At 63.9% G+C, this 26,100-nt stretch carries 27 protein-coding genes and 1 tRNA gene; 11 read left to right on the top strand and 17 right to left on the bottom strand.

Annotated elements, in window-relative coordinates; translation table 11 throughout:
- Window positions 1–2: 2 nt before the first annotated feature.
- From KUO17_RS10780 to KUO17_RS10825, 10 genes are all read right to left on the bottom strand, one after another.
- Window positions 3–1,169 (bottom strand): trans-sulfuration enzyme family protein, encoded by a 1,167-nt coding sequence (locus KUO17_RS10780; RefSeq protein WP_217975552.1) that lies wholly within the window; start codon window positions 1,167–1,169, stop codon window positions 3–5.
- The gene (locus KUO17_RS10785) at window positions 1,166–2,542 is read right to left on the bottom strand and encodes a pyridoxal-phosphate dependent enzyme (protein WP_217975553.1); all 1,377 of its coding nucleotides are present in this window, start codon (window positions 2,540–2,542) and stop codon (window positions 1,166–1,168) included. The genes KUO17_RS10780 and KUO17_RS10785 overlap by 4 nt, the downstream gene beginning before the upstream one ends.
- Before the next feature lie 197 nt (window positions 2,543–2,739).
- On the bottom strand, window positions 2,740–3,840 hold the full coding sequence (gene ychF, locus KUO17_RS10790; protein ID WP_217975554.1) for a redox-regulated ATPase YchF: 1,101 nt from the start codon (window positions 3,838–3,840) through the stop codon (window positions 2,740–2,742).
- Between the two features lie 21 nt (window positions 3,841–3,861).
- On the bottom strand, window positions 3,862–4,446 hold the full coding sequence (gene pth, locus KUO17_RS10795; protein WP_217975555.1) for an aminoacyl-tRNA hydrolase: 585 nt from the start codon (window positions 4,444–4,446) through the stop codon (window positions 3,862–3,864).
- A gap of 79 nt (window positions 4,447–4,525) precedes the next feature.
- Complete coding sequence (locus KUO17_RS10800) at window positions 4,526–5,122, bottom strand: 50S ribosomal protein L25/general stress protein Ctc (protein WP_217975556.1); 597 nt, start codon at window positions 5,120–5,122, stop codon at window positions 4,526–4,528.
- Window positions 5,123–5,260: 138 nt separating this feature from the next.
- Window positions 5,261–6,202: a ribose-phosphate pyrophosphokinase gene (locus tag KUO17_RS10805; RefSeq protein ID WP_010225730.1), complete on the bottom strand. Its 942-nt coding sequence runs from the start codon at window positions 6,200–6,202 to the stop codon at window positions 5,261–5,263.
- Window positions 6,203–6,249: 47 nt separating this feature from the next.
- Window positions 6,250–6,324: transfer RNA gene (locus KUO17_RS10810), tRNA-Gln, on the bottom strand.
- Window positions 6,325–6,358: 34 nt separating this feature from the next.
- Window positions 6,359–7,204 carry a 4-(cytidine 5'-diphospho)-2-C-methyl-D-erythritol kinase gene (ispE, locus tag KUO17_RS10815; protein ID WP_217975557.1) on the bottom strand — a complete coding sequence of 282 codons (846 nt, stop codon included), beginning with the start codon at window positions 7,202–7,204 and terminating at the stop codon, window positions 6,359–6,361.
- A gap of 1 nt (window position 7,205) precedes the next feature.
- The gene (gene lolB / locus KUO17_RS10820; protein ID WP_217975558.1) at window positions 7,206–7,823 is read right to left on the bottom strand and encodes a lipoprotein insertase outer membrane protein LolB; all 618 of its coding nucleotides are present in this window, start codon (window positions 7,821–7,823) and stop codon (window positions 7,206–7,208) included.
- Window positions 7,824–7,827: 4 nt separating this feature from the next.
- Window positions 7,828–9,555 carry a tetratricopeptide repeat protein gene (locus KUO17_RS10825; RefSeq protein WP_217975559.1) on the bottom strand — a complete coding sequence of 576 codons (1,728 nt, stop codon included), beginning with the start codon at window positions 9,553–9,555 and terminating at the stop codon, window positions 7,828–7,830.
- A 176-nt stretch (window positions 9,556–9,731) separates the two neighbouring features.
- On the opposite strand from KUO17_RS10825, the gene hemA reads away from it, so the two are divergent.
- The 6 genes from hemA (at window position 9,732) to KUO17_RS10855 (ending at window position 15,091) form a co-directional block, all read left to right on the top strand.
- Window positions 9,732–11,009 (top strand): glutamyl-tRNA reductase, encoded by a 1,278-nt coding sequence (gene hemA / locus KUO17_RS10830; RefSeq protein ID WP_217975560.1) that lies wholly within the window; start codon window positions 9,732–9,734, stop codon window positions 11,007–11,009.
- A complete protein-coding gene (prfA, locus tag KUO17_RS10835; RefSeq protein ID WP_217975561.1) occupies window positions 11,006–12,088 on the top strand; it encodes a peptide chain release factor 1 in 1,083 nt (360 codons plus the stop codon). Before hemA ends, prfA begins: the two co-directional genes overlap by 4 nt.
- Window positions 12,089–12,919 carry a peptide chain release factor N(5)-glutamine methyltransferase gene (prmC, locus tag KUO17_RS10840; protein ID WP_217975562.1) on the top strand — a complete coding sequence of 277 codons (831 nt, stop codon included), beginning with the start codon at window positions 12,089–12,091 and terminating at the stop codon, window positions 12,917–12,919.
- Window positions 12,913–13,668 (top strand): molybdopterin-synthase adenylyltransferase MoeB, encoded by a 756-nt coding sequence (locus tag KUO17_RS10845; RefSeq protein ID WP_217975563.1) that lies wholly within the window; start codon window positions 12,913–12,915, stop codon window positions 13,666–13,668. The genes prmC and KUO17_RS10845 overlap by 7 nt, the downstream gene beginning before the upstream one ends.
- A complete protein-coding gene (murI, locus tag KUO17_RS10850) occupies window positions 13,661–14,452 on the top strand; it encodes a glutamate racemase (RefSeq protein ID WP_217975564.1) in 792 nt (263 codons plus the stop codon). The genes KUO17_RS10845 and murI overlap by 8 nt, the downstream gene beginning before the upstream one ends.
- 117 nt (window positions 14,453–14,569) lie before the next feature.
- On the top strand, window positions 14,570–15,091 hold the full coding sequence (locus tag KUO17_RS10855) for an acyloxyacyl hydrolase (protein WP_217975565.1): 522 nt from the start codon (window positions 14,570–14,572) through the stop codon (window positions 15,089–15,091).
- Window positions 15,092–15,142: 51 nt separating this feature from the next.
- Here the strand turns inward: KUO17_RS10855 and KUO17_RS10860 are convergent, their stop codons facing one another.
- The 5 genes from KUO17_RS10860 to KUO17_RS10880 all read right to left on the bottom strand — a co-directional run bounded on the left by KUO17_RS10860 (window position 15,143) and on the right by KUO17_RS10880 (window position 20,256).
- Window positions 15,143–15,844, bottom strand: a complete 702-nt coding sequence (locus tag KUO17_RS10860) for an SDR family NAD(P)-dependent oxidoreductase (RefSeq protein WP_217975566.1) — start codon at window positions 15,842–15,844, stop codon at window positions 15,143–15,145.
- A gap of 12 nt (window positions 15,845–15,856) precedes the next feature.
- On the bottom strand, window positions 15,857–17,287 hold the full coding sequence (phrB, locus tag KUO17_RS10865; protein WP_217975567.1) for a deoxyribodipyrimidine photo-lyase: 1,431 nt from the start codon (window positions 17,285–17,287) through the stop codon (window positions 15,857–15,859).
- Between the two features lie 43 nt (window positions 17,288–17,330).
- Entirely contained in the window at window positions 17,331–18,209 is an 879-nt protein-coding gene (locus KUO17_RS10870; protein WP_217975568.1) for a MerR family transcriptional regulator, read from the bottom strand.
- Window positions 18,199–19,155: a YbgA family protein gene (locus tag KUO17_RS10875; protein WP_217975569.1), complete on the bottom strand. Its 957-nt coding sequence runs from the start codon at window positions 19,153–19,155 to the stop codon at window positions 18,199–18,201. Before KUO17_RS10875 ends, KUO17_RS10870 begins: the two co-directional genes overlap by 11 nt.
- A gap of 114 nt (window positions 19,156–19,269) precedes the next feature.
- Window positions 19,270–20,256 carry an NAD(P)/FAD-dependent oxidoreductase gene (locus KUO17_RS10880; RefSeq protein WP_217975570.1) on the bottom strand — a complete coding sequence of 329 codons (987 nt, stop codon included), beginning with the start codon at window positions 20,254–20,256 and terminating at the stop codon, window positions 19,270–19,272.
- Between the two features lie 187 nt (window positions 20,257–20,443).
- On the opposite strand from KUO17_RS10880, the gene KUO17_RS10885 reads away from it, so the two are divergent.
- Together KUO17_RS10885 and hemH are read left to right on the top strand one after the other, a co-directional pair.
- Entirely contained in the window at window positions 20,444–21,346 is a 903-nt protein-coding gene (locus KUO17_RS10885) for a TIGR01777 family oxidoreductase (protein WP_217975571.1), read from the top strand.
- A gap of 12 nt (window positions 21,347–21,358) precedes the next feature.
- On the top strand, window positions 21,359–22,375 hold the full coding sequence (gene hemH, locus KUO17_RS10890; protein WP_217975572.1) for a ferrochelatase: 1,017 nt from the start codon (window positions 21,359–21,361) through the stop codon (window positions 22,373–22,375).
- Between the two features lie 97 nt (window positions 22,376–22,472).
- On the opposite strand, the gene KUO17_RS10895 is transcribed toward hemH, so the two are convergent.
- Together KUO17_RS10895 and upp are read right to left on the bottom strand one after the other, a co-directional pair.
- The gene (locus tag KUO17_RS10895; RefSeq protein WP_217975573.1) at window positions 22,473–23,747 is read right to left on the bottom strand and encodes a uracil-xanthine permease family protein; all 1,275 of its coding nucleotides are present in this window, start codon (window positions 23,745–23,747) and stop codon (window positions 22,473–22,475) included.
- A gap of 2 nt (window positions 23,748–23,749) precedes the next feature.
- On the bottom strand, window positions 23,750–24,388 hold the full coding sequence (upp, locus tag KUO17_RS10900; RefSeq protein ID WP_217975574.1) for a uracil phosphoribosyltransferase: 639 nt from the start codon (window positions 24,386–24,388) through the stop codon (window positions 23,750–23,752).
- A gap of 165 nt (window positions 24,389–24,553) precedes the next feature.
- Between upp and KUO17_RS10905 the strand changes: the two genes are divergently transcribed.
- The 3 genes from KUO17_RS10905 (at window position 24,554) to KUO17_RS10915 (ending at window position 26,082) form a co-directional block, all read left to right on the top strand.
- Window positions 24,554–25,111, top strand: a complete 558-nt coding sequence (locus tag KUO17_RS10905) for a hypoxanthine-guanine phosphoribosyltransferase (RefSeq protein WP_217975575.1) — start codon at window positions 24,554–24,556, stop codon at window positions 25,109–25,111.
- Between the two features lie 141 nt (window positions 25,112–25,252).
- Entirely contained in the window at window positions 25,253–25,720 is a 468-nt protein-coding gene (locus tag KUO17_RS10910; RefSeq protein ID WP_217975576.1) for a hypothetical protein, read from the top strand.
- Between the two features lie 71 nt (window positions 25,721–25,791).
- Window positions 25,792–26,082: a PA4642 family protein gene (locus KUO17_RS10915; protein ID WP_217975577.1), complete on the top strand. Its 291-nt coding sequence runs from the start codon at window positions 25,792–25,794 to the stop codon at window positions 26,080–26,082.
- Window positions 26,083–26,100 lie beyond the last annotated feature (18 nt).

Here is a 26,100-nt window from a genome sequence, read left to right on the forward strand (position 1 = left end):
GTTCAGATCTGCGCCAGCGCCTGGGCCAGGTCTGCGCGCAGGTCGTCGACGTCTTCCACGCCCACCGACAGGCGCACCAGCGTGTCGCTGATGCCCAGCTCGGCACGGGTGTGGGCCGGGATGGTGGCGTGGGTCATGATGGCCGGGTGCTCGATCAGGCTTTCGACGCCGCCCAGGCTCTCGGCCAGGGCGAACAGTTGCACCTGTTCCAGAAAGCGTCGGGTGCTGTCCAGGTTGCCCTTGAGTTCGACCGAGATCATCCCGCCGAAGCCGTGCATCTGCTGTTTTGCCAGCGCATGCTGCGGGTGCGAGGGCAGGCCGGGGTAGTAGACCCGCGCCACCTGTGGCTGCGCCTGCAGCCATCGCGCCAGCGCCAGGGCATTGCTGCAATGGCGCTCCATGCGCAGGGCCAGGGTCTTGACCCCGCGCAGGGTGAGGAAGGCATCGAACGGGCCGGCGATGGCACCGACGGCGTTCTGGATGAAACCCAGGCGTTCGGCCAGGTCCGGGTTGGCGCCGACCACGGCAATACCGCCGATCACGTCCGAATGCCCATTGAGGTATTTGGTGCTTGAGTGCACCACGAGGTCGAAGCCCAGTTCCAGCGGGCGCTGGATCCACGGGCTGGCGAAGGTGTTGTCGGCCACGCACAGGATGCCGCGTGCGCGGCACAGGCGGGCAATGCCGGCCAGGTCGCTGAGGCGTAGCAGCGGGTTGCTCGGCGTCTCCACGCAGACCATGCGCGTGTCGCCTTCGAGCGCCGCTTCGAAGGCTGCCAGGTCCGACAGGTCGACGAAGCTGAAGCGATGCCCGGCACTGCGCCGGCGTACCCGCTCGAACAGGCGAAAGGTACCGCCATACAGGTCGTTGCCCGAGACCACATGGGCCCCGGCGTCGAGCAGTTCGAGCACCGCCGAGATCGCTGCCAGCCCCGAGGCGAAGGCGAACGCCTGGGTGCCGCCCTCAAGGTCTGCCACGCAGCGCTCCAGTGCCCAGCGCGTGGGGTTGTGCGAGCGCCCGTAGTCCAGGCCCTTGTGCACGCCGGGGCTCTGCTGCAGGTAGGTGGAGTTGGCGTAGATCGGCGGCATCAGCGCGCCGGTCGAAGGGTCGGGCGATTGACCGGCGTGGATCACGCGGGTGGCAAAAGCAGTCTTGTCGTGCTGGGTCATGGCAGTGCCTTGCGCAAGTGGTTGAGCAGATCTACACGGGTAATCAGCCCGTGAAAGCCGGTGGCGTCGGCGATGATCGCCACCAGCCCGCGGTCCAGTTCCGCCTGCAGTTCAGCCAGGCTGGCGGTGGGCGCCAGGGTTTCGAGCTGGCCGGTCATCGCGCTGGCGACGCTCAGGGAAAAGTGCGAGGGGTCTTCGTGCATGCCCAGCAGGATGTCGGACTCGTCGATCACGCCGACCAGGCGCTGGCCGTCCACCAGTACAGGCAACTGCGACACGTCGGCCAGGCGCATGCGCTGGAACGCGGTGAGCAAGGTGTCGTCCGGGCGCACGCTGATCACCCGGCCGTCTTCGAAGCGCCGTGCCACCAGGTCGCGCAGGTCACCGTAGCGGGTGCGTTGCAGCAGGCCCTGGTCGTTCATCCACTGGTCGTTGTAGACCTTGGACAGGTAGCGCGTACCGGTGTCGCAGACAAAGCTGACCACGCGCTTGGGCTCGGTCTGTGCGCGGCAGTAGCGCAGCGCCGCTGCCAGCAGGGTGCCGGTGGACGAGCCACCGAGGATGCCCTCGGCGCGCAGCAGCTGGCGGGCGTGGTCGAAGCTCTCTTCGTCGCTGATGGAGTAGGCCTGGCGCACGCTGGACAGGTCGGCAATCGAGGGGATGAAATCTTCGCCGATGCCTTCCACCGCCCATGCGCCTGGCGTGATCAGGGTGCCGCTGCGGCTGTACTCGGCCATCACCGAGCCGACCGGGTCGGCCAGCACGATCTCAAGGTCTGGCTGCACGCGCTTGAAGAAACGCGTGAGGCCGGTGAGGGTGCCGGCCGAGCCGACCCCGACCACGATGGCGTCCAGGTCGTGCTGGGTCTGGGCCCAGATCTCCGGGGCGGTGCTGCATTCGTGGGCCAGCGGGTTGGCGGGGTTGTTGAACTGGTCGGCGAAGAAGGCGTCGGGTATGTCCTGCGCCAGGCGTGCGGCCACGTCCTGGTAGTACTCGGGGTGGCCCTTGCCGACATCCGAACGGGTAATGTGCACTTCGGCGCCCATGGCCTTGAGGTGCAGCACTTTCTCGGTGGACATCTTGTCGGGTACTACCAGCACCACGCGATAGCCCTTGGCGCGGCCTACCAGTGCCAGGCCCAGGCCGGTGTTGCCGGCGGTGGCCTCGACGATGGTGCCGCCGGGGCGCAGGCGCCCGTCGCGCTCGGCAGCATCGATCATGGCCAGGCCGATGCGGTCCTTGATCGAGCCGCCAGGGTTCTGCGATTCGAGCTTGAGCAACAGCGTGCAGGGGCCGGTATCGAAGCGGCTCACCGTGACCATCGGGGTGTTGCCGATCAGGGCGAGCACGGCGGGGTTGGAGGGGTTGGGCATGTCGTCACCTCGCAACGGGCAGCGCGTCAGCGCAGGCTATACGTCGCTAGTACCCTAGGCGCTGATGGCGGGGCTCGCAACCTTGGGCAGCCCGGTGGTCGCGGGTGACGCTGAACGCCAGAAACACAAAACCCCGTCTCACGGGGTGAGGACGGGGTTGTGTTTGCAGCCGTGAGTGCCGCAGGGCGGCCGGCCGATCAGACGTTGAAGCGGAAGTGCATCACGTCACCGTCCTTGACGATGTAGTCCTTGCCTTCCAGGCGCCATTTGCCAGCTTCCTTGGCGCCGCTTTCACCCTTGAACTGGATGAAGTCGTCGTAGGCGATCACTTCGGCGCGGATGAAGCCTTTCTCGAAGTCGGTGTGGATCACGCCTGCCGCCTGTGGCGCGGTAGCGCCGACGCGGACGGTCCAGGCACGCACTTCCTCGACACCGGCGGTGAAGTAGGTCTGCAGGTGCAGCATCTCGTAACCGGCGCGGATCACGCGGTTCAGGCCGGGCTCTTCCAGGCCCAGGGCCTCGAGGAACATGTCCTTCTCTTCGCCGTCATCGAGCTCGGCGATCTCGGCTTCGATCTTGTTGCACACCGGTACCACGACCGCGCCTTCTTCTTCGGCAATGGCCTTGACCACGTCCAGCAGCGGGTTGTTCTCGAAGCCGTCTTCGGCAACGTTGGCAATGTACATGACCGGCTTGGTGGTCAGCAGGTGGAAGCCACGGATCACGACCTTCTCGTCGGTGCTCATGTTCTTCATCAGGCTGCGCGCAGGCTTGCCTTCGGTGAAGTGAGCGATCAGTTGCTCGAGCAGGCCCTTCTGCACGACGGCGTCCTTGTCACCACCCTTGGCGTTGCGCGCGACTTTCTGCAGCTGCTTCTCGCAGCTGTCGAGGTCGGCGAAAATCAGCTCCAGGTCGATGATCTCGATGTCGCGCTTGGGGTCGACGCTGTTGGAGACGTGGATCACGTTCTCGTCTTCGAAGCAGCGGACCACGTGGGCGATGGCATCGGTTTCTCGGATGTTGGCCAGGAACTTGTTGCCCAGGCCTTCACCTTTGGAGGCACCGGCCACCAGGCCCGCGATGTCCACGAATTCCATGGTGGTCGGCAGGATGCGCTTGGGGTTGACGATGGCTGCCAGGGCCGCCAGGCGCGGGTCGGGCATCGGCACGATACCGCTGTTCGGCTCGATGGTGCAGAACGGGAAGTTCTCTGCCGCGATACCCGACTTGGTCAGGGCGTTGAACAGGGTGGACTTGCCGACGTTGGGCAGGCCGACGATGCCGCAATTGAAACCCATGGTGAATCCCTCTTCGTGGAGTCAGGCCTTTTGGCTGTGCAGCGCTCTCATCGCACGCGTCCAATCGCCGGCGAGGATGTCCGGCAGCACGCCGAGGGCAAAATCGATACTGGCGTCGAGCTTGTCCTGTTCGGCGCGGGGCGCCTTGCCCAGGACAAAGCCGGATACCTTGCTGCTGTCACCCGGGTGGCCGATGCCAAGCCGCAGACGGTGAAAGTCTTTGTTGTTGCCCAGCTGCGCAATGATGTCGCGCAAGCCGTTGTGCCCGCCATGGCCGCCGCCTTTCTTGAGCTTGGCAACGCCGGGAGGCAGGTCGAGTTCGTCGTGGGCCACCAGGATGGCGTCTGGCTCGATTCGGAAAAAATTCGCCAGGGCCGCGACCGATTGGCCGCTACGGTTCATGTAGGTGGTGGGGATCAGCAGACGAACGTCTTGGCCCTGATGGCTGAATTTAGCCGTCAAGCCGAAATACTTGCGATCAGCGGTCAGGTTGACGCGCTGTGCGCTGGCAATGCGTTCCACGAAAAGAGCCCCTGCGTTATGCCGGGTCTGTTCGTATTCGGGGCCGGGGTTTCCCAGGCCGACGATCAGTTGGATGGCGGTCACGTCAGGGGCTCTTCCTTGGTGCTGTGGGCCACCGCGCTAAGCGTGCGGTGGCCCGGTCAACGCCGGCGTGTCGAGTGGATTACTCGGCAGCGCCTTCTGCTTCAGGCGCAACACGCGGAGCGTGAACGTTTGCAACAGCCTTGTCATCACCGTGGGCCAGAGCGACGAACTCGACGCCTTTCGGAGCCTTGAGGTCCGACAGGTGAACGATGGTGCCGACTTCGGCGTTGGCCAGGTCGACTTCGATGAACTCAGGCAGGTCTTTGGCTTCGCAGGACACTTCGATCTCGTTCAGGGTGTGCGAGATTTCGCCACCTTTCTTGACCGCTGCTTCTTCGTTGACGAAGTGCACAGGAACGATGGCGGTCAGCTTCTGGCCAGCAACAACGCGCACGAAGTCAGCGTGCATGATGAACTGCTTGGCAGGGTGACGCTGCATGGCTTTGACAACGACGTTTTCTTTCTTGCCGTCGATGTTCAGCTCGATAACGTGGCTGAAGGCAGCTTCGTTTTCGAACAGCTTGGCCACTTCTTTAGCCAGCATGGTGATGGAAGCTGGCTCTTTGTCGCCACCGTAGACAACGGCAGGGACTTGGGCGGCGAGACGACGCAGGCGGCGGCTCGCACCTTTCCCCAGGTCGGTACGCGCTTGGGCGTTCAGAGTGAAATCAGTCATTTTGTATCTCCAAAATAGCCAGACCCGGCAGGCGTTTGCGACCAGCGCCAAACCCGGGAGGGCAAAAAAGCCCCGCCCCAACAACAGGTGTTGGGGCGGGGCGCTTTACGTCAACGTGGTGTCGCGAGGGCGGTGCCCTCAGCGGAACATCGCGCTGATCGATTCTTCGTTGCTGATGCGGCGAACCGCTTCGGCCACGACCGGTGCAATATCCAGTTGACGGATACGGTCACAGGCTTGTGCTGCAGCGGACAGCGGGATGGTGTTGGTCACCACCAGTGCGTCCAGCACGGAGTTTTCGATATTCTCGATCGCCCGACCCGACAGCACAGGGTGCGTGCAATAGGCGTAGACCTTTGCTGCACCGTGTTCTTTCAGGGCCTTGGCCGCGTGGCACAGGGTGCCGGCGGTGTCGACCATGTCGTCGACGAGAATACACGTACGTCCTTCGACGTCGCCGATGATATGCATCACTTCGGAGTGATTGGCTTTCTCGCGGCGTTTGTCGATGATACCCAGATCAACGCCCAGGGACTTGGCGACGGCACGTGCACGCACGACGCCACCGATGTCCGGGGACACGATCATGAGGTTCTCGAAACGCTGGTCTTCGATGTCATCCACCAGAACGGGGGAGCCGTAGATGTTATCTACCGGAATATCGAAGAACCCCTGGATCTGGTCAGCATGCAGGTCGACCGTGAGAACACGGTCGATCCCGACGACGGTGAGCATGTCAGCGACCACTTTGGCACTGATGGCAACACGCGCCGAACGCGGACGGCGATCCTGGCGGGCATATCCGAAGTAAGGAATCACGGCAGTGATTCGAGACGCTGAGGAGCGGCGGAAGGCATCGGCCATCACTACCAGTTCCATCAGGTTATCGTTGGTTGGCGCGCAAGTCGGCTGAATAATGAAGACGTCTTTACCGCGGACATTTTCATTGATCTCAGTGCTGATTTCGCCGTCGGAAAACTTGCCGACAGAGACGTCACCGAGAGGGATATGCAGCTGACGTACGACACGCCGAGCCAGATCGGGGTTAGCGTTCCCCGTAAAGACCATCATCTTGGACACGCGCAGTACCTGAAGGCTGAGGGTATACCTGGATGAGTATAGGAAAATGGCAGGGGCGGCTGGATTCGAACCAACGCATGGCAGGATCAAAACCTGCTGCCTTACCGCTTGGCGACGCCCCTGTATCTGTTGCTGCGAGTACCTGGTACTCGATTCCTAGAGCAGGCTCTGTAGTGTGCGATGCAACATCGAAACGTTGCTTCCCTTTGCTACAAACCCTGATTGGGTATCTGCAAGAAGGGCCAAAACTTTATCAGCTTCAGCTTTGCTTGGGAAGGCCCCAAACACACAACTTCCAGTTCCGGTTAGCCTAGCATCAGTGAATTTGCCAAGCAAATTCAGTGAGTTACGTACTTCTGGGTAACTCTGCTCTACTACCGGTTGGCAGTCATTACGACTGTTTCCCTTGGGAACGGGGCGCATCTTAAGTGGCAAAGAATCACGTGTCAACAACGGATGCGAAAAAATTTCTGCTGTACTTACAAATACTTGCGGGACCAGCACGACATACCAGGGTTCTTCGGGGTCGACAGGGGTGAGCTTTTCGCCCACACCTTCGGCAAATGCCGCGTGGCCACGCACGAAAACCGGTACGTCGGCGCCCAGGCTCAGGCCCAGTTCAGCCAGTTGATCCTCGCTGCAACCCAGTTGCCAGAGGTGGTTCAGGCCCAGCAGGGTGGTGGCGGCATCCGAACTGCCGCCGCCGATGCCGCCGCCCATGGGCAGGATTTTCTTCAGGTGGATGTCCACTCCCTGCGTGCAGCCGGTCAGCTGCTGCAGTTTGCGCGCCGCACGTACGATCAGGTTGCTCTCGTGCGGCACGTCCTTCAGGTCGCTGCGCAGGTGGACCTGGCCGTCGTCACGGCACTCGAAGCTCAGTTCGTCGGCGTAGTCGAGAAACTGGAACAGCGTCTGCAGCTCGTGATAGCCGTCGGGGCGGCGTCCGAGAATGTGCAGCATGAGGTTGAGCTTGGCCGGGGCCGGGAGGGTCAGTGCGCGCATGTCAGTGCCCCAGTTGGCGAGGTTGCCAGTCCTTGACCACCACGGTCACGTCGATGTTCTGGCCGTGCAGCTTGAGGCGCTCTGGCAGCCAGTAGCCGTTCTGCTCGGTGTAGCTCAGGTACTCGACGCTCCAGCCGTCCTGCTTGAGGGCGGCCAGGCGGCTGTTGCCGTCCAGGGTCAGCTGGCTTTTGCTGTCGGGTGCGGGCAGGCCGCGCACCCACCACACCAGGTGCGACACCGGCAGCTCCCAGCCCAGTTGCTCGGCCAGCAGGCTTTCGGGGTTCTGCGCCTCGAAACGGCCCTGATTGGCCACCTCCAGCACCACCTGGCCCGGGCGGCCGGTGAGCCGCGCCGCGCCACGCCCCAGCGGGCCGGACAGGCGAATGTCGTAGTAGTCCTGGCGTTGCAGCCAGAACAGGGTGCCGCTGCCCGAATCCTTCGGCGCGCGGATACCGACCTTGCCGTTGATCTGCCAGCCGTCCAGGGTGCTGAGCTGCTGCTTGTGTTCACGCCACAGCTGCGGGCTGCCCTGGCCCTGCAGGGCCTCGCGGGAGCCGAAGCTGGTACAGCCGGCAAGCACGGCGATCAGGGTGAAGGTGATGCAATGGCGCAAGAACATAAGCTTATAAAGTCTCGGATCCGGTCAGGCGCAAGACGGTCTTGCGCAGAATAGGGCTTTCGGGCTGGCCTTCGAAGGCCTTGGCCCAGACCTGGCGGGCCTCGCGGCGTTTGCCGTTGGCCCACAGCACTTCACCCAGGTGCGCGGCGACCTCGTGGTCGGGGAAGCGCTCCAGTGCCTGGCGCAGCAGGCGCTCGGCTTCATCCAGATTGCCCAGGCGGTAGTTGACCCAGCCCAGGCTGTCGAGCACGGCGGGGTCTTCAGGGTTGATCTGCAGGGCTTTTTCGATCAGGCCCTTGGCCTCGGCGTAGCGCGTGGTGCGGTCGGCCAGGGTGTAGCCCAGGGCGTTGAGGGCCATGGCGTTTTCCGGCTCACGCTGGATGATGCTGCGCAGGTCCTTTTCCATCTGGGCCAGGTCGTCGCGCTTTTCGGCAAGCATGGCGCGGGTATACAGCAGGCTCAGGTCGTCGGGGTACTGCTTGATGGCCCGTTGCAGCAGCTGCAGGGCCTGGGTGTCCTTGCCATTGTTGCCAAGGGTCTCGGCTTCGATCAGGTACAGCTGGATGCCGTAGTCGGGCTGCGCTTCGCGGGCCTCGGCCAGGCGGCGGCCGGCCTCATCGGTACGGCCGTTGGCAATCAGGATGTCGGCCTGGCGCAGTTGCGCGGGCAGGTAGTCGTTGCCCGGGCCCACCTGGGCGTATTCGGCCAGGGCGCCCTCGGTATCGTTGCGCTCTTCAAGGATGCGGCCCAGGTTGAGGTGCGCGGCATCCACATGGCTGTCGCGCTCGATCAGTTCCTGCAGGTAGCCGGTGGCTTCGTCGAACGCCTTGGCTTCGAGGCTCACCAGTGCCAGCGAATAGCGCAGTTCGTCGTCCTCGGGGTACTGCTGCAGCAGGCTGGCGAACTCGACCTTGGCGTCATCCACGCGGTCCTGTTCCACCAGCATGCGTGCGTAGGTCAGGCGCAGGCGCTTGTCGTCCGGGTAGCGGGCGATGGCCTTGCGCAGCAGTGGCAGGGCCTCGGGGCCGCGCTCCATGCTTTGCAGCAGGCGTGCGCGCAGCAGGATGGGGGCGATTTCATCGTCGGCTGGCGGGTGGTCTTCGAGCAGCGTCAGCGCCGCCTGTGACTTGCCGTCCTGCTGCAGCAGCAGGGCCTTGCCGAACACCAGCTGGCTGTTGTCGGGATACTTCACCAGCAACCGGTCGAAACTTTTCTGCAGACCGTCGCGGGTGTCCTGGTCGGTTTCGGCCGCCGACAGTGCGAGAAAATCGAAATGCGTGTCGCCCTGGCCCTGCAGGACCTTTTCCATGTACACCATCGAATCGTCATAGCGCCCGCTGCGTGCCAGCTGAATGGCGGCGGCGCGCTGTGCGTCGAGGCTGTCGGGGGCGTTCCTGGCCCAGATCAGCGCGGTGTCGAGGGCTGCCTGGTCGGCGCCCAGGTACTCGGCGATGCGAAAGGCCCGCTCGGAGATGCCCGCATCCTGGGTGCTGATGGCCTGGCTGACGTAGTTGTCCAGCGCGATGTCGAAGCGGTTGCGCTGCCCGGCAAGTTCTGCGCTCAGCAGGCTGTACACGGTGTCCTGGCTGAACGAGCCGTACACCGTGGGCTTGGCCTCGACGGTCGGCGCGGCGTCATCGGCCGGTGGCGCGGCATCGCGGGCGCCCGGGGCCAACGTCTGGCAACCCTGGAGCAGGGCAAAGGCGAGGATTAACGCGGAAGATCTATTCATATAGGGGATTTGAGCGGCTTACCTGCGGTCGGATCATCATGACACAAGGATCATGGCAAACCCATCGTCGATGGGGCTTTTGGATACAGACTATAGAGACAATAACGAGCGGTGGTTGTTCTCGATCCAGCGAAGTAGGACAATTATCGGCTTCTCGTCACAATCAGCGACCTTGAATGGCCTTTCTTGCCCTCGGTATCAACCATAAGACTGCCTCGGTAGACGTACGCGAGCGCGTGGCGTTTACGCCCGAGCAGCTGGTCGAAGCCTTGCAGCAGCTCTGCCGACTGACCGCCAGCCGCGAGGCTGCGATCCTTTCGACCTGCAATCGCAGCGAACTGTACATCGAGCAGGACCACCTGGCGGCGGACAGCGTGCTGCGCTGGCTGGCCGATTATCACAAGCTCAGCCTCGAAGAGCTGCGCGCCAGTGCCTACGTGCACGAGGACGATGCGGCGGTGCGGCACATGATGCGGGTGGCCTCCGGGCTCGACTCGCTGGTGCTCGGCGAGCCGCAGATCCTCGGCCAGATGAAGTCTGCCTACGCCGTGGCGCGCGAGGCCGGCACCATCGGCCCGCTGCTGGGGCGCCTGTTCCAGGCCACCTTCAGTGCCGCCAAGCAGGTGCGCACCGACACCGCCATCGGTGAAAACCCGGTGTCGGTGGCGTTTGCCGCCGTGAGCCTGGCCAAGCAGATCTTCAGCGACCTGGGGCGCAGCCAGGCGCTGCTGATCGGTGCCGGCGAGACCATTACCCTGGTAGCGCGCCATCTGCACGAGCAGGGCGTACGCCGGATCGTGGTGGCCAACCGCACGCTGGAGCGTGCCAGTACCCTGGCCGAACAGTTCGGTGCGCATGCGGTGCTGCTGGCCGACATCCCGCAGGAGCTGGTCAACAGCGACATCGTCATCAGCTCCACCGCCAGCCAGTTGCCGATCCTGGGCAAGGGCGCGGTGGAAAGCGCCCTGAAGCTGCGCCGGCACAAGCCGATCTTCATGGTCGACATTGCCGTGCCGCGCGATATCGAGGCGCAGGTCGGCGAGCTCGATGACGTCTACCTCTATACCGTCGATGACCTGCACGATGTGGTCGCCGAAAACCTCAAGAGCCGCCAGGGCGCGGCCCAGGCCGCCGAAGAACTGGTCACCGTCGGCGCCGAGGACTTCATGCTGCGCCTGCGCGAGCTGGCCGCGGTGGACGTGCTCAAGGCCTACCGCCAGCAAAGCGAGCGCCTGCGCGACGAAGAGCTGCAAAAGGCCCAGCGCCTGCTGGCCAATGGCAGCAATGCCGAAGAGGTGCTGGTGCAACTGGCCCGCGGCCTGACCAACAAGTTGCTGCACGCGCCCAGCGTGCAACTGAAAAAGCTGTCTGCCGAAGGCCGCCTCGATGCGCTGGCCATGGCCCAGGAACTCTTTGCCCTCAATGAAGGCTCCACGGATAAAACCCCGCAATGAAAGCGTCGCTGCTGAATAAACTGGACACGCTCCAGGACCGTTTCGAGGAACTGACCGCCCTGCTGGGGGATGCCGAAGTCATTTCCGATCAGACCCGCTTTCGCGCCTACTCGCGCGAATATGCCGAAGTCGAGCCGGTGGCGGCTACCTATGCGCAGTGGCGCAAGGTGCAGGACGACCTGCACGGTGCCCAGGCGCTGCTCAAGGACAGCGACCCGGACCTGCGCGAAATGGCCGTCGAGGAGGTACGCGAGGCCAAGGAGCAGCTCGCTGTGATCGAGGGCCAGTTGCAACGCATGTTGCTGCCCAAGGACCCGAACGATGGGCGCAACGTGTTCCTCGAAATCCGCGCCGGCACCGGTGGCGACGAGGCGGCGATCTTCTCTGGCGACCTGTTTCGCATGTACTCGCGCTACGCCGAGCGTCGCGGCTGGCGGTTGGAGATCCTCTCCGAGAACGAGGGCGAGCACGGCGGCTACAAGGAAATCATCGCCCGCGTCGAAGGCGACAGCGTGTACGGCAAGCTCAAGTTCGAGTCGGGCGCGCACCGTGTGCAGCGTGTGCCGGAAACCGAATCCCAGGGCCGTATCCATACCTCCGCATGCACCGTGGCAGTACTGCCCGAGCCCGACGAGCAGGTGGCCATCGAGATCAACCCGGCCGACCTTCGCGTGGACACCTATCGCTCCTCCGGCGCCGGTGGCCAGCACGTGAACAAGACCGACTCGGCGATCCGCATCACGCACCTGCCCACCGGTATCGTGGTGGAGTGCCAGGAAGAGCGTTCGCAGCACAAGAACCGCGCCCGCGCGATGTCCTGGCTGTCGGCCAAGCTCAACGACATGCAGACCAGCGCCGCGCAGAACGCGATCGCCAGCGAGCGCAAGCTGCTGGTGGGCTCGGGCGACCGCTCCGAGCGCATCCGTACCTACAACTATCCGCAGGGGCGGGTAACCGATCACCGCATCAACCTCACCCTGTACTGCCTGGACGAAGTCATGGCGGGTGGGGTGGAGGCTGTGATCGAACCGTTGCTGACCGAATACCAGGCCGATCAACTGGCTGCACTGGGTGAATAAATGACGATTATTGCCAGCCTGCTGCGCGGTGCGCAGTTGCCGGACTCGCCGACGGCGCGCCTGGATATCGAACTGCTGCTGGCTGCGGCCATCGGCAAGTCGCGCAGCTACCTGCACACCTGGCCCGAGCGGATTGTCAGCAGCGAGGCCGCGCAGACCTTCGCCAGCTACCTGCAGCGGCGCAGCGCCGGTGAACCGGTGGCCTACATCCTGGGGCAGCAGGGTTTCTGGAAGCTCGACCTGGAAGTGGCGCCGCACACGCTGATCCCGCGGCCCGACACCGAGTTGCTGGTGGAGGCCGCATTGCAGCTGCTGCCAATCACCGCCGTGCCGGTACTCGACCTGGGCACCGGCAGCGGCGCGATTGCCCTGGCGCTGGCCAGCGAGCGCGGCGCCTGGCACGTGACGGCCGTGGATCGCGTGCTTGAGGCCGTGGCCCTGGCCGAGCGCAACCGCCAGCGCCTGCAACTGGACAACGTCACGGTGCTCAGCAGCCACTGGTTCAGCGCGCTGGCCGAACAGCGCTTTGCCCTGATCGTCAGCAACCCGCCCTACATCGCCGAGCAGGACCCGCACCTGGTGGCCGGTGACGTGCGTTTCGAGCCCAGCAGCGCGCTGGTGGCCGGCAGCGACGGGCTTGACGACCTGCGCCTGATCATCGCCCAGGCCCCGCAGCACCTGCTGCCGGGCGGCTGGTTGCTGCTCGAACATGGTTACGATCAGGCGCAGGCGGTGCGCGAGTTGCTGGCCAGGCAGGGTTTCGAACAGGTCGAAAGCCGTGTCGATCTGGGCGGGCATGAGCGCATCAGCCTGGGGCGCCTGGCATGCTGACCGACGAGGAGCTGTTGCGCTATAGCCGGCAGATCCTCCTGGCGCAGGTGGACATCGACGGCCAATTGCGGCTCAAACAGAGTCGCGCGCTGATCGTCGGCCTGGGCGGGCTCGGCTCGCCGGTGGCCTTGTACCTGGCCGCGGCAGGGGTGGGTGAACTGCATCTGGCCGATTTCGACAGCGTCGAGCTGACCAACCTGCAGCGTCAGATCATGCATGACAGCGCTTCGGTGGGTAGGGGCAAGGTCGATTCGGCGCTGGCTCGCCTGGGTGCGCTCAACCCCCGGGTGGCCCTGGTCGCCCATCGCCAGGCGCTGGATGAAGACTCCCTGGCTGCAGCGGTGGCGGCAGTCGACCTGGTGCTTGATTGCAGCGATAACTTTGCCACCCGCGAAGCCGTGAACGCCGCCTGTGTGGCGGCCGGCAAGCCACTGGTCAGCGGCGCGGCGATTCGCCTGGAAGGGCAGTTGTCGGTGTTCGACCCGCGCGATCCGTTCAGCCCTTGCTACCACTGCCTGTACGGGCATGGCAGCGAAGCCGAACTGAGCTGCAGCGAGGCCGGCGTACTGGGCCCGCTGGTGGGCCTGGTCGGCAGCTTGCAGGCGCTGGAGGCGTTGAAGCTGCTGGCCGGTTTCGGCCAACCGCTGGTAGGCCGCTTGTTGTTGGTGGATGCGCTGGGCAGTCGCTTCCGTGAGCTGCGGGTCAAGCGCGATCCGGCCTGCAGCGTGTGTGGCGATCACCATGGCTGAGGCGCCGGTCGGGGTATTCGATTCGGGCGTCGGCGGCTTGTCGGTACTGGCCGAGATCAGCCATCTGCTGCCCAACGAGTCGCTGCTCTATGTGGCGGACTGTGGGCATATCCCGTACGGCGAGAAGTCGCCCGAATTCATCCGCCAGCGTTGCCGCAAGGTCGCCGATTTCTTCCAGCAACAGGGTGCCAAGGCCATGGTGCTGGCGTGCAACACCGCCACGGTCGCGGCGGTGGCCGACCTGCGCGAACGCTACCCGCACTGGCCGCTGGTGGGCATGGAGCCGGCGGTCAAGCCGGCGGCGGCGGCCACCCGCAGTGGCGTGGTCGGGGTGCTGGCCACCACCGGTACCCTGCAGAGTGCGAAATTCGCCGCCCTGCTGGACCGTTTCGCCAGCGATGTGCGGGTCATCACCCAGCCGTGCCCAGGGTTGGTGGAACTGATCGAGACGGGCGAACTCGACAGCCCGGCGCTACGCCAGTTGCTGCGCAGCTATGTCGAGCCGCTGTTGGCGGCGGGCTGCGATACGCTGATCCTTGGCTGCACCCATTACCCGTTCCTCAAGCCGTTGTTGGCCCAGATGGTGTCACCGGCGGTGGCCATCATCGACACCGGCGCCGCTGTGGCCCGTCAGCTGCAACGCCTGTTGGGCGAACGCGGGCTGCTGGCGTCGGGGCCGGCGCGGGCTGCCCAGTTCTGGACCAGTGCCAGCCCCGAACATATGAGAAATATCCTGCCTGTGTTGTGGACTAAATCTGACAGTGTGCGAAGCTTTGCAATGTAAAAAAAGTGTGAAAAAACACCGGTATTTGCTGAACTAACGTGCCACTGTCGATTTCTACTAACGTGTCTGATGAGACAAAAAAACCACAACAGAGAATCAAGAAAAAGGATGTTTCTCATGAAGAAACTGCTTGGCTTGGCTGTGCTTGCAGCCGTTACCCTGGGGCAATCCTTCACCTCCGCCAGCGCGGCTGACGCGTCCTTCTCCGTCGGCCAGACCGGCGACTCGACCATGGTCTACCGCCTTGGGCTGCAATCGAACTGGGATGTCAGTTGGTGGCAGACCAGCGTAGGTCGCATCACCGGCTATTGGGACGGCGCCTATACGTACTGGGATGGCGACAAGACGGCGAGCAACCACAGCCTGTCGTTCGCACCGGTGTTCGTCTATGAGTTTGCAGGCGAATCGGTCAAACCCTACATCGAGGCCGGTATCGGCGTGGCCGCGTTTTCCAGTACCGAACTTGAAAGCAACAAGCTGGGGTCATCGTTCCAGTTCGAAGACCGTATCGGGTTTGGCCTGCGCTTTGCTGGCGGACACGAGGTGGGTGTTCGCGCCATCCACTATTCCAACGCTGGCCTGCAGACACCCAACGACGGTGTAGAGAGCTACGCGCTGCACTACCGCATGCCGCTCTGACGGCGAGGTTTCACGAAAAAGGCCCTGACGCGCAAGCGCAGGGCCTTTTTTTCAGGTGGGCAGTGGCCACAGGGTATCGGCTGAAAGTGCCTCCAGCACCAGCACTGGCGGGCGCTGCGCCAACCGCTGCAGGATGGCCTGCGCGGCCTGCTGCGCGGTCCATGGCTGAGGGGTGGCCAAGGGGGCACTGAGGGGGTGCTGCGCGGTTTGCGGTGCCACCACGGTCAGCGCAATGCCCTGCTCGTGCAGCACGTGGCGGGCATCGTCGAATACCTGTGCCAGGTGGTTGGCCGGGCGGGCAGGATGCTCGGGATCGTGCAGTTGCAGGGATGAAAAACGGTTGAGGATGCCTGTCACGTGCGGCGCGCAGCCCGCGCGCAGCAACGGCGTTGCCGCCTCCAGGCAATGGGTGGCGGCCGCCAGGTTGGTGCGCGGGATCTGCTCGATGAACGCCTCGCTCAGGGGCAGGTCAAGGTAGTCGCACGTGCCGGCATTGATGATCAGGCCGTCGAGCGCCTGCCAGTGCTCATAAAGCCTCGCGCAGACCTGTCTTGCCGTGAGCGGGCTGGCAAGGTTGCCCGCCACCACCAGCAGTTGTTGCCCAAAGCGGGCATGCAGTGAGCTGGCATCTTCTGCCCTTCGTACGCCCAGGGCCACCTCGCAGCCCTGTTCCAGCAAGGCCTGGGCCAAGGCGGTGCCAAGACCGCCGCTCCCACCGGTAATCCATATGCGACGAGGGCGAACAGTGTCCAAGGTGAACCCTTTTTAATCGTTGCGTTTAGGTAAGTGCTTGAAAGCATCCAGTGCACGAAGTCGACTTCGACCTAAGTCTACAATCGCCGAGGGGTAATCAGCCAGCGAAGAAAAGAGTTCACCGCTGTTATGGGGCAAATGGATGGATTTATCATCGAGTTCGGCGCGTTCAGGTAGCCAATGACGCAAAAAAGTGCCTTTGCTGTCGAAGCGCTGGGATTGGCTGACGGGGTTGAAAATACGGAAGTACGGTGCAGCGTCGGTGCCGGTCGACGCGCTCCACTGCCAGCCACCGTTGTTGGCGGCCAGATCGCCATCGATCAGATGGCGCATGAAGAAGCGCTCGCCTTCGCGCCAGTCGATCAACAGGTTCTTGGTCAGAAACATCGCGACGATCATGCGCAGGCGGTTGTGCATCCAGCCAGTGGCCAGCAACTGGCGCATTGCGCCATCCACGATGGGTATGCCGGTGCGCCCCTGTTGCCACGCCAGCAGGTCTTCGGGCGCTTTGCGCCAGGGCAGTGTCTCGGTTTCGACGCGAAAGGCGCGGTGCCGGGAGACACGTGGATAGCCAACCATGATGTGCTTGTAGAACTCGCGCCAGAGCAGCTCGTTGATCCAGGTCACAGTGCCGGGGTTGCCGCTGTCGAATTCGCCAACGTTTCCCGCCAGCGCTGCGTGCAGGCATTGGCGCGGGGAAATGACCCCGGCAGCGAGGTACGTCGACAGTTGACTGGTACCCGGTACAGCGGGAAGGTCGCGTTGTACCGGGTAATCCTGCACCGCGTCGTCGAGAAAGCGCGACAGACGTGCGTGGGCCTCGTCCTCACCCGCTGGCCACAGCTCGCGCAACGCGTCAGGCGGCGGTTCGAACCCCGCTACCCGAGTTGCAACCTCGTCACTGGCAATGCCCGGCGGTGCCTGTGTCGCGGGGGCCGCGACCTGGGCGGGCAACCCCAGGTGCAGGCGCTCGTAGCACACCTTGCGAAACTGGCTGAACACCTGAAAGTAGGTGCCTGTGCGGGTCAGTATGCTGCCGGGTTTGAACAGCAGTTGGTCAAGGTAGCTGTGCACCTCGATACCGGCCTGTTGCAGTTGGGCCTGCACCGCCTGGTCGCGGCGTTGCTCATGCACGCCGTACTCTTCGTTGAAGTGTACGGCGCTCACGCCATGCTGCTGGCACAGGCTCAGCAAGGTGTTCGGGGCGTCGGCCCACTGATCGGCATCGCGGATCAACAGGGGGATGTTCAGCACGGCGAGCGACTGGCGCAGGCTGCCCAGGCTACGCAGCCAGAAATCGACCTTGCACGGTGCGTCGTCGTGGGCCTGCCACTGGCCGGGGCTGACCAGCCACACGGCCAGGGTAGGCCCGCGGGAGCAGGCGGCCGCCAGGGCTGTGTTGTCGCGAATACGTAAATCGTTACGCAGCCAGATAAGTTGCATGGCAAGTCCTGATTTCAAGAAGGGATCGACGGGCGAACAGGGGTCAGCTGGGCAGATGCTTGAGCACCGCCAGCGGGGAAACTGCCGAACGCACCGGATGAAGGCCGGTCAACTGGTCCTGGAGGGCCTGTTGATGCAGCGTGACGGCGCTGCCGACCAGCAGTGTGGGAACATCGATCACACTCAGGTTGCGCAGCAGGTCGCGCGTGTCGACCACGGTGTTCAGGCACATCATCAGCATGCAGGGGCGCAGGCGTTGAATCGTCAATGCCAACTCGCGCGGCGGTACGGGCCAGTCGAATACCTCGACCGGGCAGCCGGCGTCGCTGGCCAGCCAGGCGCACAGCCAGAGCTGAGGGTCGAAGGGCAGGGGGCTGGCGTTGATCAGCAGAATCGGGGCCCCCGAGAGCTGACGGTTGTTGTGGTACACCCGCACGCCCAGCTTGCTGCGCAGCCAGGAATGGAAGAACACCTGCTCCATGCGCGCGGCGTTGTGCCCGTGCCAGCGCACTTCCAGTTGTTCGAGCAAAGGCAGTATCAACTGCTCGCACAGGGTGCAGACCGGGTACAGCGCCATGGCCTGGTTGAACTGCTGATCGAGACGGCGCTCGGCCAGCTCGGCAATGCTGTCGATCAACTGCGTGCGCAGCACTTGCCAGTCATCGCTCTGGTCTGGTGGCCTGGCATCGGAGGCGGCTTGCAGCAGTGGCTTGACCTGGCTCACGGCAATGCCGCGGTTGAGCCAATGCAGGATCTGGCGAATGCAATGCACGTGCTCGGCGCTGTACAGGCGGTGTCCCTTGCTGGTGCGGTGTGGCACCACCAGCCCATAGCGCCGCTCCCAGGCGCGCAGGGTGACCGGGTTTACCCCGGTCAGGCGCGTGACTTCACGGATTGGCAGCAGGTCGTGTTCAGATGGCATTGCGCAGACTCAGACCTTCCGGATGCGGCTGCAGGTAGACCTGTTGCATCAGGTAGGGGTCGGGGTGGTGGCGCAAGTGATGCTTGAGCAGCGTGAGGGGCACCACCAGCGGCACCACGCCAGCCTGATACTGCTCGATCAGCGTGCGGATCTCCTGTTTGTCTCGGGGGTCGAGTACACGACGCAGGTAGCCGCTCAGGTGCATCAGCACGTTGCCGTGGGTGCCGCGGCTGGCGCAGCGGGCCAGCGCCTTCATGAGCCGGCTGAAATAGTCAGGGCCGATCTGGGTGGCGTCATCACCGCGTTGCATGCTGCCCAGCAACGTGCCGAGCACCTTGTACTGCTGGGGGTTATGTGCCATCAGCTGGTATTTGTAGCGGGCGTGAAAGGTGATCAGGCCGTGCCGGCTCAGGCCGCTGGCCAGCAATTGTTGCCAGTCGGCGTAGGCGTACACGCGGGTGATGAAGTTTTCCCGCAGCACCGGGTCGCACAGCCGACCATCTTCCTCGACCGGCAGGTCCGGGCGCAGTTCACAGAAGCGCGCGGCATACAGGCCGCGTCCGCCCTCGCTGGCCGGATAACCGTTGTCCTGATACACCTTGACCCGTTCAAGCCCGCAGGATGGTGACTTGTGCATGAAGATATAGCCGCAGATATCCGGCAACTGGCCGGCCATCTGTTCGCCATAGGCCCCCAGGGCGTCGCTGACGTCCAGCGTGCTGTCACGGCTGCCCACCGCCCGGGGCTGCGTCGGGTCTCCGACCAGGCGGATGGCTGCGCGCGGGATACCCAGGCCGATGGCGACCTCGGGGCATATGTTGAGGAATTCGAAATAGTCGGCCAGCACGTCGGTGCACAGTCGTGATGCTTTGTGACCGCCGTTGTAGCGCACTTCCTCGCCGGCGAGACAGGCACTGATGGCAATTTTCGGTTTGTGCGTCGCCATGGAAGGCTCCCGACTAAAATCTATACAAAAATAAAATCATGTACAGCTTGGGTCATCATAGATAACACGCTGTACAAGTCAAATATTCTGTATAACTCCAGTCATCTGAGGCGATCACTCCAGGTGTTCGAGCAGTCGACGTGCCGCTTCCTGGCCACTGAGCCAGGCGCCTTCCACGCGCCCGGACATGCACCAGTCGCCGCAGGCATACAGGCCCATGTCGGCGTCGGCCAGGGCGCCCCACTCATGGCCTACGCAGGGGCGCGCGTACAGCCAGCGGTGTGCCAGGGTGAAGCTCGGTGCCGGCACGGCGCAGCCCACCAGCTCGGCGAAATTGCCCAGCAGGTGTTCGATCACCGCGTCCTTGGACAGGTCGATGTGCTGTTTGCTCCAGTTGGCGGTGGCATGCAGTACCCAGGTGTCGAGCTTTTCGTCGCGCCCAGGCTTGCTGCGGTTACGCGCCAGCCAGTCGAGGTCGCTGTCCTGCACGAAGCAGCCCTGCATGGGGGTTTGCAGGGGTGTTTCGAAGCCCAGGGCAATGGCCCAGGTGGGCTCCATCTGTACCCCGGCTGCCATGCCTGCCAGTTTGGGGGTAGCGACCAGCAGTTGCGTGGCCTGGGGCGCGGGCACGGCAATGATGACCCGGCTGTATGGCCCGTGGCTGCAGCCTTCGGTGTCCTGCAGGTGCCAGTACTGTTTGCCGCGGAACACTTCGGCGATCCGGCAACTGAAGTTGACCGTGACATCCTTGAGCAGGCCGCGGGTGATCGCACTCATGCGGGGCACCCCGACCCAGCGCACCTGTTCATCTGGCGAAGGGGTCAACTGGCCGTCGCGGTAGTTGTACAGCTGGGGCTTCCACTCGGCCACCCACCCCTTGGCCTGCCACGCCTGGACCTGCTCGACGAAACGTCGGTCGCGGGCCGTGAAGTATTGCGCGCCCAGGTCCAGCGCACCGGCGTCGCTGCGTTTGCTGGCCATGCGCCCACCGCTGCCATGGCCCTTGTCGAACAGATGCACGGTCTGCCCGGCCTTTTGCAGGGCCTGGGCGGCGGACAGTCCGGCAATGCCGGCGCCGATGATCGCAATAGGTACAGTCATGATGGCCTCTTCGAACCTTTTTTGAGGGTGCCTGCGCTGACGGCGCTAACCTGTACAATATCCTAATTCTGTATAAGATGAATCCGCTCGTTTCTACAGGTTGGCCTATGTTTATCCGAGAGCGTTCGGTCAAAAAAGTGCCTTGATCTTAAAAATAGACCAGCGCGCGCCATGTGAGGGCACAGCCATGCATATATTGCTGACCGGTGGTACGGGATTGATCGGCCGACACCTCTGCCGCTACTGGCTGGACCAGGGGCATCGCCTGACGGTCTGGAGCCGGCGACCGGAGCAGGTGGGTGCTGTGTGTGGCGCCGGCGTGCGCGGCATTGGCCGGCTGGATGAACTGGGTGATGAACCGCTGGATGCCGTGGTCAACCTGGCGGGAGCGCCGATTGCCGACCGTCCCTGGACGTCAGTGCGGCGTGCCCGGCTGTGGGCCAGCCGCATTACCCTCACCGAGCAACTGGTCGCCTGGTTGCAGGGCCGCGCGCAAAGGCCCGCGGTGCTGATCTCAGGCTCTGCGGTGGGGTGGTACGGGGATGGCGGCGAGCGTGAACTGACCGAGCTGTCGCAACCGGTCAAGGAGGATTTCGCCAGCCAGCTGTGCATTGCCTGGGAAGAAACGGCCCTGGGGGGCGAAGCCCTTGGCATGCGCGTGGTGTTGCTGCGCACCGGCCTGGTATTGAGCAGCGAGGGCGGCTTTTTGTCGCGCCTGCGCCTGCCGTTCAAACTCGGGCTGGGCGGGCCGATTGGCGACGGTCGGCAGTGGATGCCGTGGATTCACCTGCAGGACGAAATCGCCCTGATTGATTTTCTGTTGCAGCGCAGCGACGCCAGCGGTCCTTATAATGCCTGCGCGCCGGAGCCGGTGCGCAACCGCGAGTTTGCCCGTCGGCTGGGGCGTACGCTGCACCGCCCCGCGTTCATGCCGCTGCCGGCACTGGTGTTGCGTGCCGGGCTCGGCGAGTTGTCGGTGCTGCTGCTGGGTGGCCAGCGCGCGCGCCCGGTGCGTTTGCTGGCGGCGGGCTTCACGTTCCGTTTCAACGATGTGCAATCGGCGCTGGACGAGTTGTCCCCGCGCCTCTGAAAAGGATGTTGCATGACCGATCATGCTCTGCTGCTGGTCAACCTGGGTTCGCCGGCTTCTACCGCTGTCGCCGATGTGCGTCGTTACCTCAACCAGTTTCTGATGGACCCGTATGTGATCGACCTGCCCTGGCCGGTGCGGCGCCTGCTGGTGTCGCTGATCCTGATCAAGCGTCCGGAGCAGTCGGCGCACGCCTATGCCTCGATCTGGTGGGAGGAGGGCTCGCCGCTGGTGGTACTGACCCGGCGCCTGCAGCAGGCCGTGCGCGAGCATTGGCAGCACGGGCCGGTGGAAATCGCCATGCGCTACGGCGAGCCGTCGCTGCCCACCGTGCTGCAGCGCCTGGCCGCCCAAGGCGTGCGCAAGGTCACCCTGGCGCCGCTGTACCCGCAGTTTGCCGACAGCACCGTGACCACTGTGATCGAGCAAGCCAAGGCGGTGGTGGCCGAGCACAGGCTGGACCTGCAGATGCCGGTACTGCGCCCGTTCTATGACCAGCCGGTGTATATCGATGCGCTGGTGGCCAGCGCCAGGCCGTACCTGGAGCAGGGCTTCGATCATCTGTTGCTGAGTTTTCATGGCTTGCCCGAGCGGCACCTGAAAAAGCTCGACCCTACCGGCTCGCATTGTTTGCGCAATGCCGACTGCTGTAGCACTGCCTCGCCCGAGGTGCTTGCGGTGTGCTACCGCGCCCAGTGCCTGCGGAGCGCGCAGCTGTTCGCGCAGACAATGGGGCTGGCCGATGGCCAGTGGTCGGTCTCGTTCCAGTCGCGGTTGGGGCGGGCCAAGTGGATCGAGCCCTATACCGAGGCACGTCTGGACGAGCTGGGCAAGGCGGGGGTGAAGAAGCTGCTGGTGATGTGCCCGGCGTTCGTCGCTGACTGCATCGAGACGCTGGAAGAGATCGGTGATCGCGGGCGCGAGCAGTTTGTCGAGGCGGGCGGGGAGGAACTGGTGCTGGTGCCGTGCCTGAATGATCACCCGCAGTGGGCGCAGGCGCTGGCGCAGTTGTGTGAAGCGGCGGGTTAGCGTTCAGCCTGTGCCGCCCTCTTCGCTGGCAAGCCAGCTCCCACAAGGATTGCGGTGATCCTTGTGGGCGCTGGCTTGCCAGCGAAGCTTTTTCAGATCAAGGCAAATGGTCGTCCAGTACCTTGTTCTTCCAGCCATCGTTGCCCGGCAGCAGCAGGTTCAAGCCGATCGCCACCACCGCGCACAGCGCGATGCCCTTCAGGCCCCAGTCGTCCGGGCCGGTACCGGTGCCGACCAGCACGCCACCAATGCCGAACACCAGGGTCACCGACACGATCACCAGATTGCGTGCTTCGCTCAGGTCGATCTTGTGGCGGATCATGGTGTTCATCCCCACGGCCGCAATCGAACCGAACAGCAGGCACAGGATGCCGCCCATGACCGGCACCGGAATGCTCTGCAGCAAGGCGCCGAACTTGCCCACGAAGGCCAGGCTGATGGCGAAGATTGCCGCCCAGGTCATGATCTTCGGGTTGTAGTTCTTGGTCAGCATCACCGCGCCCGTCACTTCCGCATAGGTCGTGTTGGGCGGCCCGCCAAACAGGCCGGCGGTGGTGGTGGCGATGCCGTCACCCAGCAAGGTGCGGTGCAGGCCGGGTTTTTTCAGGTAGTCGCGCCCCGTTACGCTGCCCACCGCGATCACCCCGCCGATGTGCTCGATCGCAGGCGCCAGGGCCACTGGAACGATGAACAGGATTGCCTGCCAGTTGAACGCCGGCGCGGTGAAGTGCGGCAGGGCCAGCCACGGCGCTGCGCCGATTTTGGCCGTGTCGACCACGCCAAAGTAGAACGACAGGGCAAAGCCCACCAGTACCCCGGCCAGGATCGGCACCAGGCGGAACATGCCCTTGCCGAACACGGCCACGATCAGGGTGGTGAGCAGCGCCGGCATCGAGATCATCATGGCGGTGCTGTACGGTAGCAACTCGGCACCGTCACCGGCCTTGCCCATGGCCATGTTGGCGGCAATCGGCGCCATCGCCAGGCCGATCGAGATGATCACCGGGCCGATCACCACCGGCGGCAGCAGGCGGTCGATGAAGCCGGTGCCCTTGATCTTCACCGCCAGGCCCAGGAAGGTGTAGACGAAGCCGGCGGCCATCACCCCGCCCATGGTCTCGGCCAGGCCGAACTGGCCCTTGGCGAGAATGATCGGGGTGATGAAGGCGAAGCTCGACGCCAGGAACACCGGCACCTGACGCCCGGTAACCACCTGGAACAGCAGAGTTCCCAGGCCCGCAGTGAACAGCGCAACGTTGGGGTCGAGGCCGGTGATCAGCGGCATCAGTACCAGTGCGCCAAATGCCACGAAGAGCATCTGCGCGCCGGAGACGACCTGGCGCCAGAGCGGGTCGTTGAACGCGTCCTGCATGCTCAGGTGTCCTTCTGCTTGGTGCCGAAGATCTTGTCACCGGCATCGCCCAGGCCGGGGATGATGTAGCCGTGTTCGTTCAGGCGTTCGTCGATCGATGCGGTGTAGATCTGCACATCCGGATGGGCGCGCTCGACGGCGGCGATGCCCTCGGGGGCGGCGACCAGCACCATGGCGCGAATGTCCTTGCAGCCGGCTTTCTTGAGCAGGTCGATGGTGGCGATCATGGAGCTGCCGGTGGCCAGCATCGGGTCGATGATCATGGCCAGGCGCTCGTCGATCTCGGGTACCAGTTTTTCCAGGTAGGTGTGCGCTTCGAGGGTTTCCTCGTTGCGCGCCACACCCACTGCGCTGACCTTGGCGCCCGGGATCAGGCTGAGCACGCCGTCGAGCATGCCGATGCCGGCGCGCAGGATAGGCACGACGGTGATCTTCTTGCCGGCGATCTTCTCGACCTGCACGGTGCCGCACCAGCCTTGAATGTCATAGCTTTCCAGCGGCAGATCCTTGGTCGCCTCGTAGGTCAGGAGCGCGCCGACTTCCTGGGCGAGTTCGCGAAAATTCTTCGTGCTGATATCGGCGCGGCGCATCAGGCCGAGCTTGTGACGGATCAGCGGGTGGCGGATCTCACGGGTTGGCATAGGGAAAAGGCTCCGGGGGCGGGCAAAAAAACCGCGCTAGATTAATCTATTCAGTCGCGGGTGTCCTGTAGGCAATGTGCACGTTAGTCCATAAACGCTTGATCTGATGCGTGCGGGTGCGTACCTTTGCCCGCTTTTCTCAATAGCTGCCCCCCGGAGAGCATCATGTCTGCCGATCTCGAGCACATCCGTCAAGTCATGCGCGAAGCAGACTGCCTGCACAGCGAAGCCGATGTCGAAGCGGCCATCGCCCGCGTCGGTGCGCAGATCAGCGCCGACCTGGCCGACAGCAATCCGGTAGTGTTCTGCGTGATGAACGGCGGGTTGATCTTCGCCGGCAAGCTGCTGACACATTTGCAGTTCCCGCTGGAGGCCTCGTACCTGCACGCCACCCGCTACCGCAACCAGACCAGTGGCGGCGACCTGTTCTGGAAAGCCAAGCCGGAGGTGTCGTTCATCGATCGTGAGGTGCTGATCATCGACGACATCCTGGATGAAGGGCACACCCTCAGCGCGATCATCGACTTCTGCAAGCATGCCGGCGCCAAGGCGGTGTACACCGCCGTGCTGGTGGACAAGGAACATGATCGCAAGGCCAGTGCCGAGCTCAAGGCCGACTACTGCGGCCTGAGCTGCGTGGACCGCTATGTGTTCGGCTACGGCATGGACTACAAGGGCTACTGGCGCAATGCGGCGGGTATCTATGCCGTGAAGGGCATGTAAACCGCGTCGACCCCTTCGCTGGCAAGCCAGCTCCCACAAGGGCTGCAGTGATCCCTGTGGGGGCTGGCTTGCCAGTGAAGAGGCCGTCAGCTTCACCGAAAACTCATGCTAGAGTGCCAGGCCGCCCCCAAGGAGCCTGCCATGCGCGCCATCCTCGCCCTGCTGCTGCTGACCAGCCTGCCACTGGCCGCCGCCCCCCTGCACAGCCAGTTCCTGCCGCCCGACGACCTCACCCTGCGCCAGGAACCCCCCGAAGCCCAGCAACTGCTGCAGGTCACCCAGTACTCGGTGGTGGTCGGCAATCAGCGCCCGTCCAACCAGCAGCCGATCCCGGTGACCGCGCCGCTGCTGATGCGTCTGAAGGGCAAGCCGATGAACAAGGGCGCCACGATCAGCGACGTGCTGGTCAGTTTCGACGGTGAAGGCAAGAGCCTGCGCAAGCCGGTGTTCGACGCCAAGACGCGCACCCTGACCCTCAATTACCCTGCCAGCCAGTACCGCGTGATCCTCGACCTGCTGCGCAATGACACCGTCTATGTGCAGTTCCTCAGCTACCCCAACGGGCATATCTGGGCCGATCTGCACACCGGCACCCTACGCGCGCGTTGAGCCGCAACGCCGCGCAGGGGTAAACTGCCGGCCCGTGAAAAATGTCCGTGATGGTTCAGCTGGAGTCGGCAATGCGTAAAGACAAGAAGCAAGTGATTGGTGATGAGATCAGCGACGAGTACATCAAGTCGTTCCTCCAGTACGAACCGGCCGATGCTGTCACCTCCCCCTCGCAGCACAAACTGATCAAGGCCTACCGTGGCCTGCGCATCGATGACTTCGAGCGCTTCGTCGGGTTCTTCGTCGAGGCCGGGTACGACCTGGACGGCAAGGACGAGCACGGCCTGACCTTTGTCGAGGTGATCAAGGATCAGCGCAACGCGCCCGAGTACGTCGAGATCATCGACAAGGCTCGCGGCTGAGCTTCAAGCGCCCATGAA

This window comes from Pseudomonas aegrilactucae, from assembly GCF_019168305.1.
In the GTDB taxonomy this organism is placed as follows: Bacteria; Pseudomonadota; Gammaproteobacteria; order Pseudomonadales; family Pseudomonadaceae; genus Aquipseudomonas; species Aquipseudomonas aegrilactucae.

What these genes read in the sequence shown, in the direction of transcription:
- KUO17_RS10780 (WP_217975552.1), bottom strand. Translation starts at nt 1,169, where the DNA reads ATGACCCAGCACGACAAGACTGCTTTTGCCACCCGCGTGATCCACGCC.
- KUO17_RS10785 (WP_217975553.1), bottom strand. Translation starts at nt 2,542, where the DNA reads ATGCCCAACCCCTCCAACCCCGCCGTGCTCGCCCTGATCGGCAACACC.
- ychF (WP_217975554.1), bottom strand. Translation starts at nt 3,840, where the DNA reads ATGGGTTTCAATTGCGGCATCGTCGGCCTGCCCAACGTCGGCAAGTCC.
- KUO17_RS10800 (WP_217975556.1), bottom strand. Translation starts at nt 5,122, where the DNA reads ATGACTGATTTCACTCTGAACGCCCAAGCGCGTACCGACCTGGGGAAA.
- ispE (WP_217975557.1), bottom strand. Translation starts at nt 7,204, where the DNA reads ATGCGCGCACTGACCCTCCCGGCCCCGGCCAAGCTCAACCTCATGCTG.
- lolB (WP_217975558.1), bottom strand. Translation starts at nt 7,823, where the DNA reads ATGTTCTTGCGCCATTGCATCACCTTCACCCTGATCGCCGTGCTTGCC.
- KUO17_RS10825 (WP_217975559.1), bottom strand. Translation starts at nt 9,555, where the DNA reads ATGAATAGATCTTCCGCGTTAATCCTCGCCTTTGCCCTGCTCCAGGGT.
- hemA (WP_217975560.1), top strand. Translation starts at nt 9,732, where the DNA reads ATGGCCTTTCTTGCCCTCGGTATCAACCATAAGACTGCCTCGGTAGAC.
- prfA (WP_217975561.1), top strand. Translation starts at nt 11,006, where the DNA reads ATGAAAGCGTCGCTGCTGAATAAACTGGACACGCTCCAGGACCGTTTC.
- prmC (WP_217975562.1), top strand. Translation starts at nt 12,089, where the DNA reads ATGACGATTATTGCCAGCCTGCTGCGCGGTGCGCAGTTGCCGGACTCG.
- KUO17_RS10845 (WP_217975563.1), top strand. Translation starts at nt 12,913, where the DNA reads ATGCTGACCGACGAGGAGCTGTTGCGCTATAGCCGGCAGATCCTCCTG.
- murI (WP_217975564.1), top strand. Translation starts at nt 13,661, where the DNA reads ATGGCTGAGGCGCCGGTCGGGGTATTCGATTCGGGCGTCGGCGGCTTG.
- KUO17_RS10855 (WP_217975565.1), top strand. Translation starts at nt 14,570, where the DNA reads ATGAAGAAACTGCTTGGCTTGGCTGTGCTTGCAGCCGTTACCCTGGGG.
- phrB (WP_217975567.1), bottom strand. Translation starts at nt 17,287, where the DNA reads ATGCAACTTATCTGGCTGCGTAACGATTTACGTATTCGCGACAACACA.
- KUO17_RS10870 (WP_217975568.1), bottom strand. Translation starts at nt 18,209, where the DNA reads ATGCCATCTGAACACGACCTGCTGCCAATCCGTGAAGTCACGCGCCTG.
- KUO17_RS10875 (WP_217975569.1), bottom strand. Translation starts at nt 19,155, where the DNA reads ATGGCGACGCACAAACCGAAAATTGCCATCAGTGCCTGTCTCGCCGGC.
- KUO17_RS10880 (WP_217975570.1), bottom strand. Translation starts at nt 20,256, where the DNA reads ATGACTGTACCTATTGCGATCATCGGCGCCGGCATTGCCGGACTGTCC.
- KUO17_RS10885 (WP_217975571.1), top strand. Translation starts at nt 20,444, where the DNA reads ATGCATATATTGCTGACCGGTGGTACGGGATTGATCGGCCGACACCTC.
- hemH (WP_217975572.1), top strand. Translation starts at nt 21,359, where the DNA reads ATGACCGATCATGCTCTGCTGCTGGTCAACCTGGGTTCGCCGGCTTCT.
- KUO17_RS10895 (WP_217975573.1), bottom strand. Translation starts at nt 23,747, where the DNA reads ATGCAGGACGCGTTCAACGACCCGCTCTGGCGCCAGGTCGTCTCCGGC.
- upp (WP_217975574.1), bottom strand. Translation starts at nt 24,388, where the DNA reads ATGCCAACCCGTGAGATCCGCCACCCGCTGATCCGTCACAAGCTCGGC.
- KUO17_RS10905 (WP_217975575.1), top strand. Translation starts at nt 24,554, where the DNA reads ATGTCTGCCGATCTCGAGCACATCCGTCAAGTCATGCGCGAAGCAGAC.
- KUO17_RS10910 (WP_217975576.1), top strand. Translation starts at nt 25,253, where the DNA reads ATGCGCGCCATCCTCGCCCTGCTGCTGCTGACCAGCCTGCCACTGGCC.
- KUO17_RS10915 (WP_217975577.1), top strand. Translation starts at nt 25,792, where the DNA reads ATGCGTAAAGACAAGAAGCAAGTGATTGGTGATGAGATCAGCGACGAG.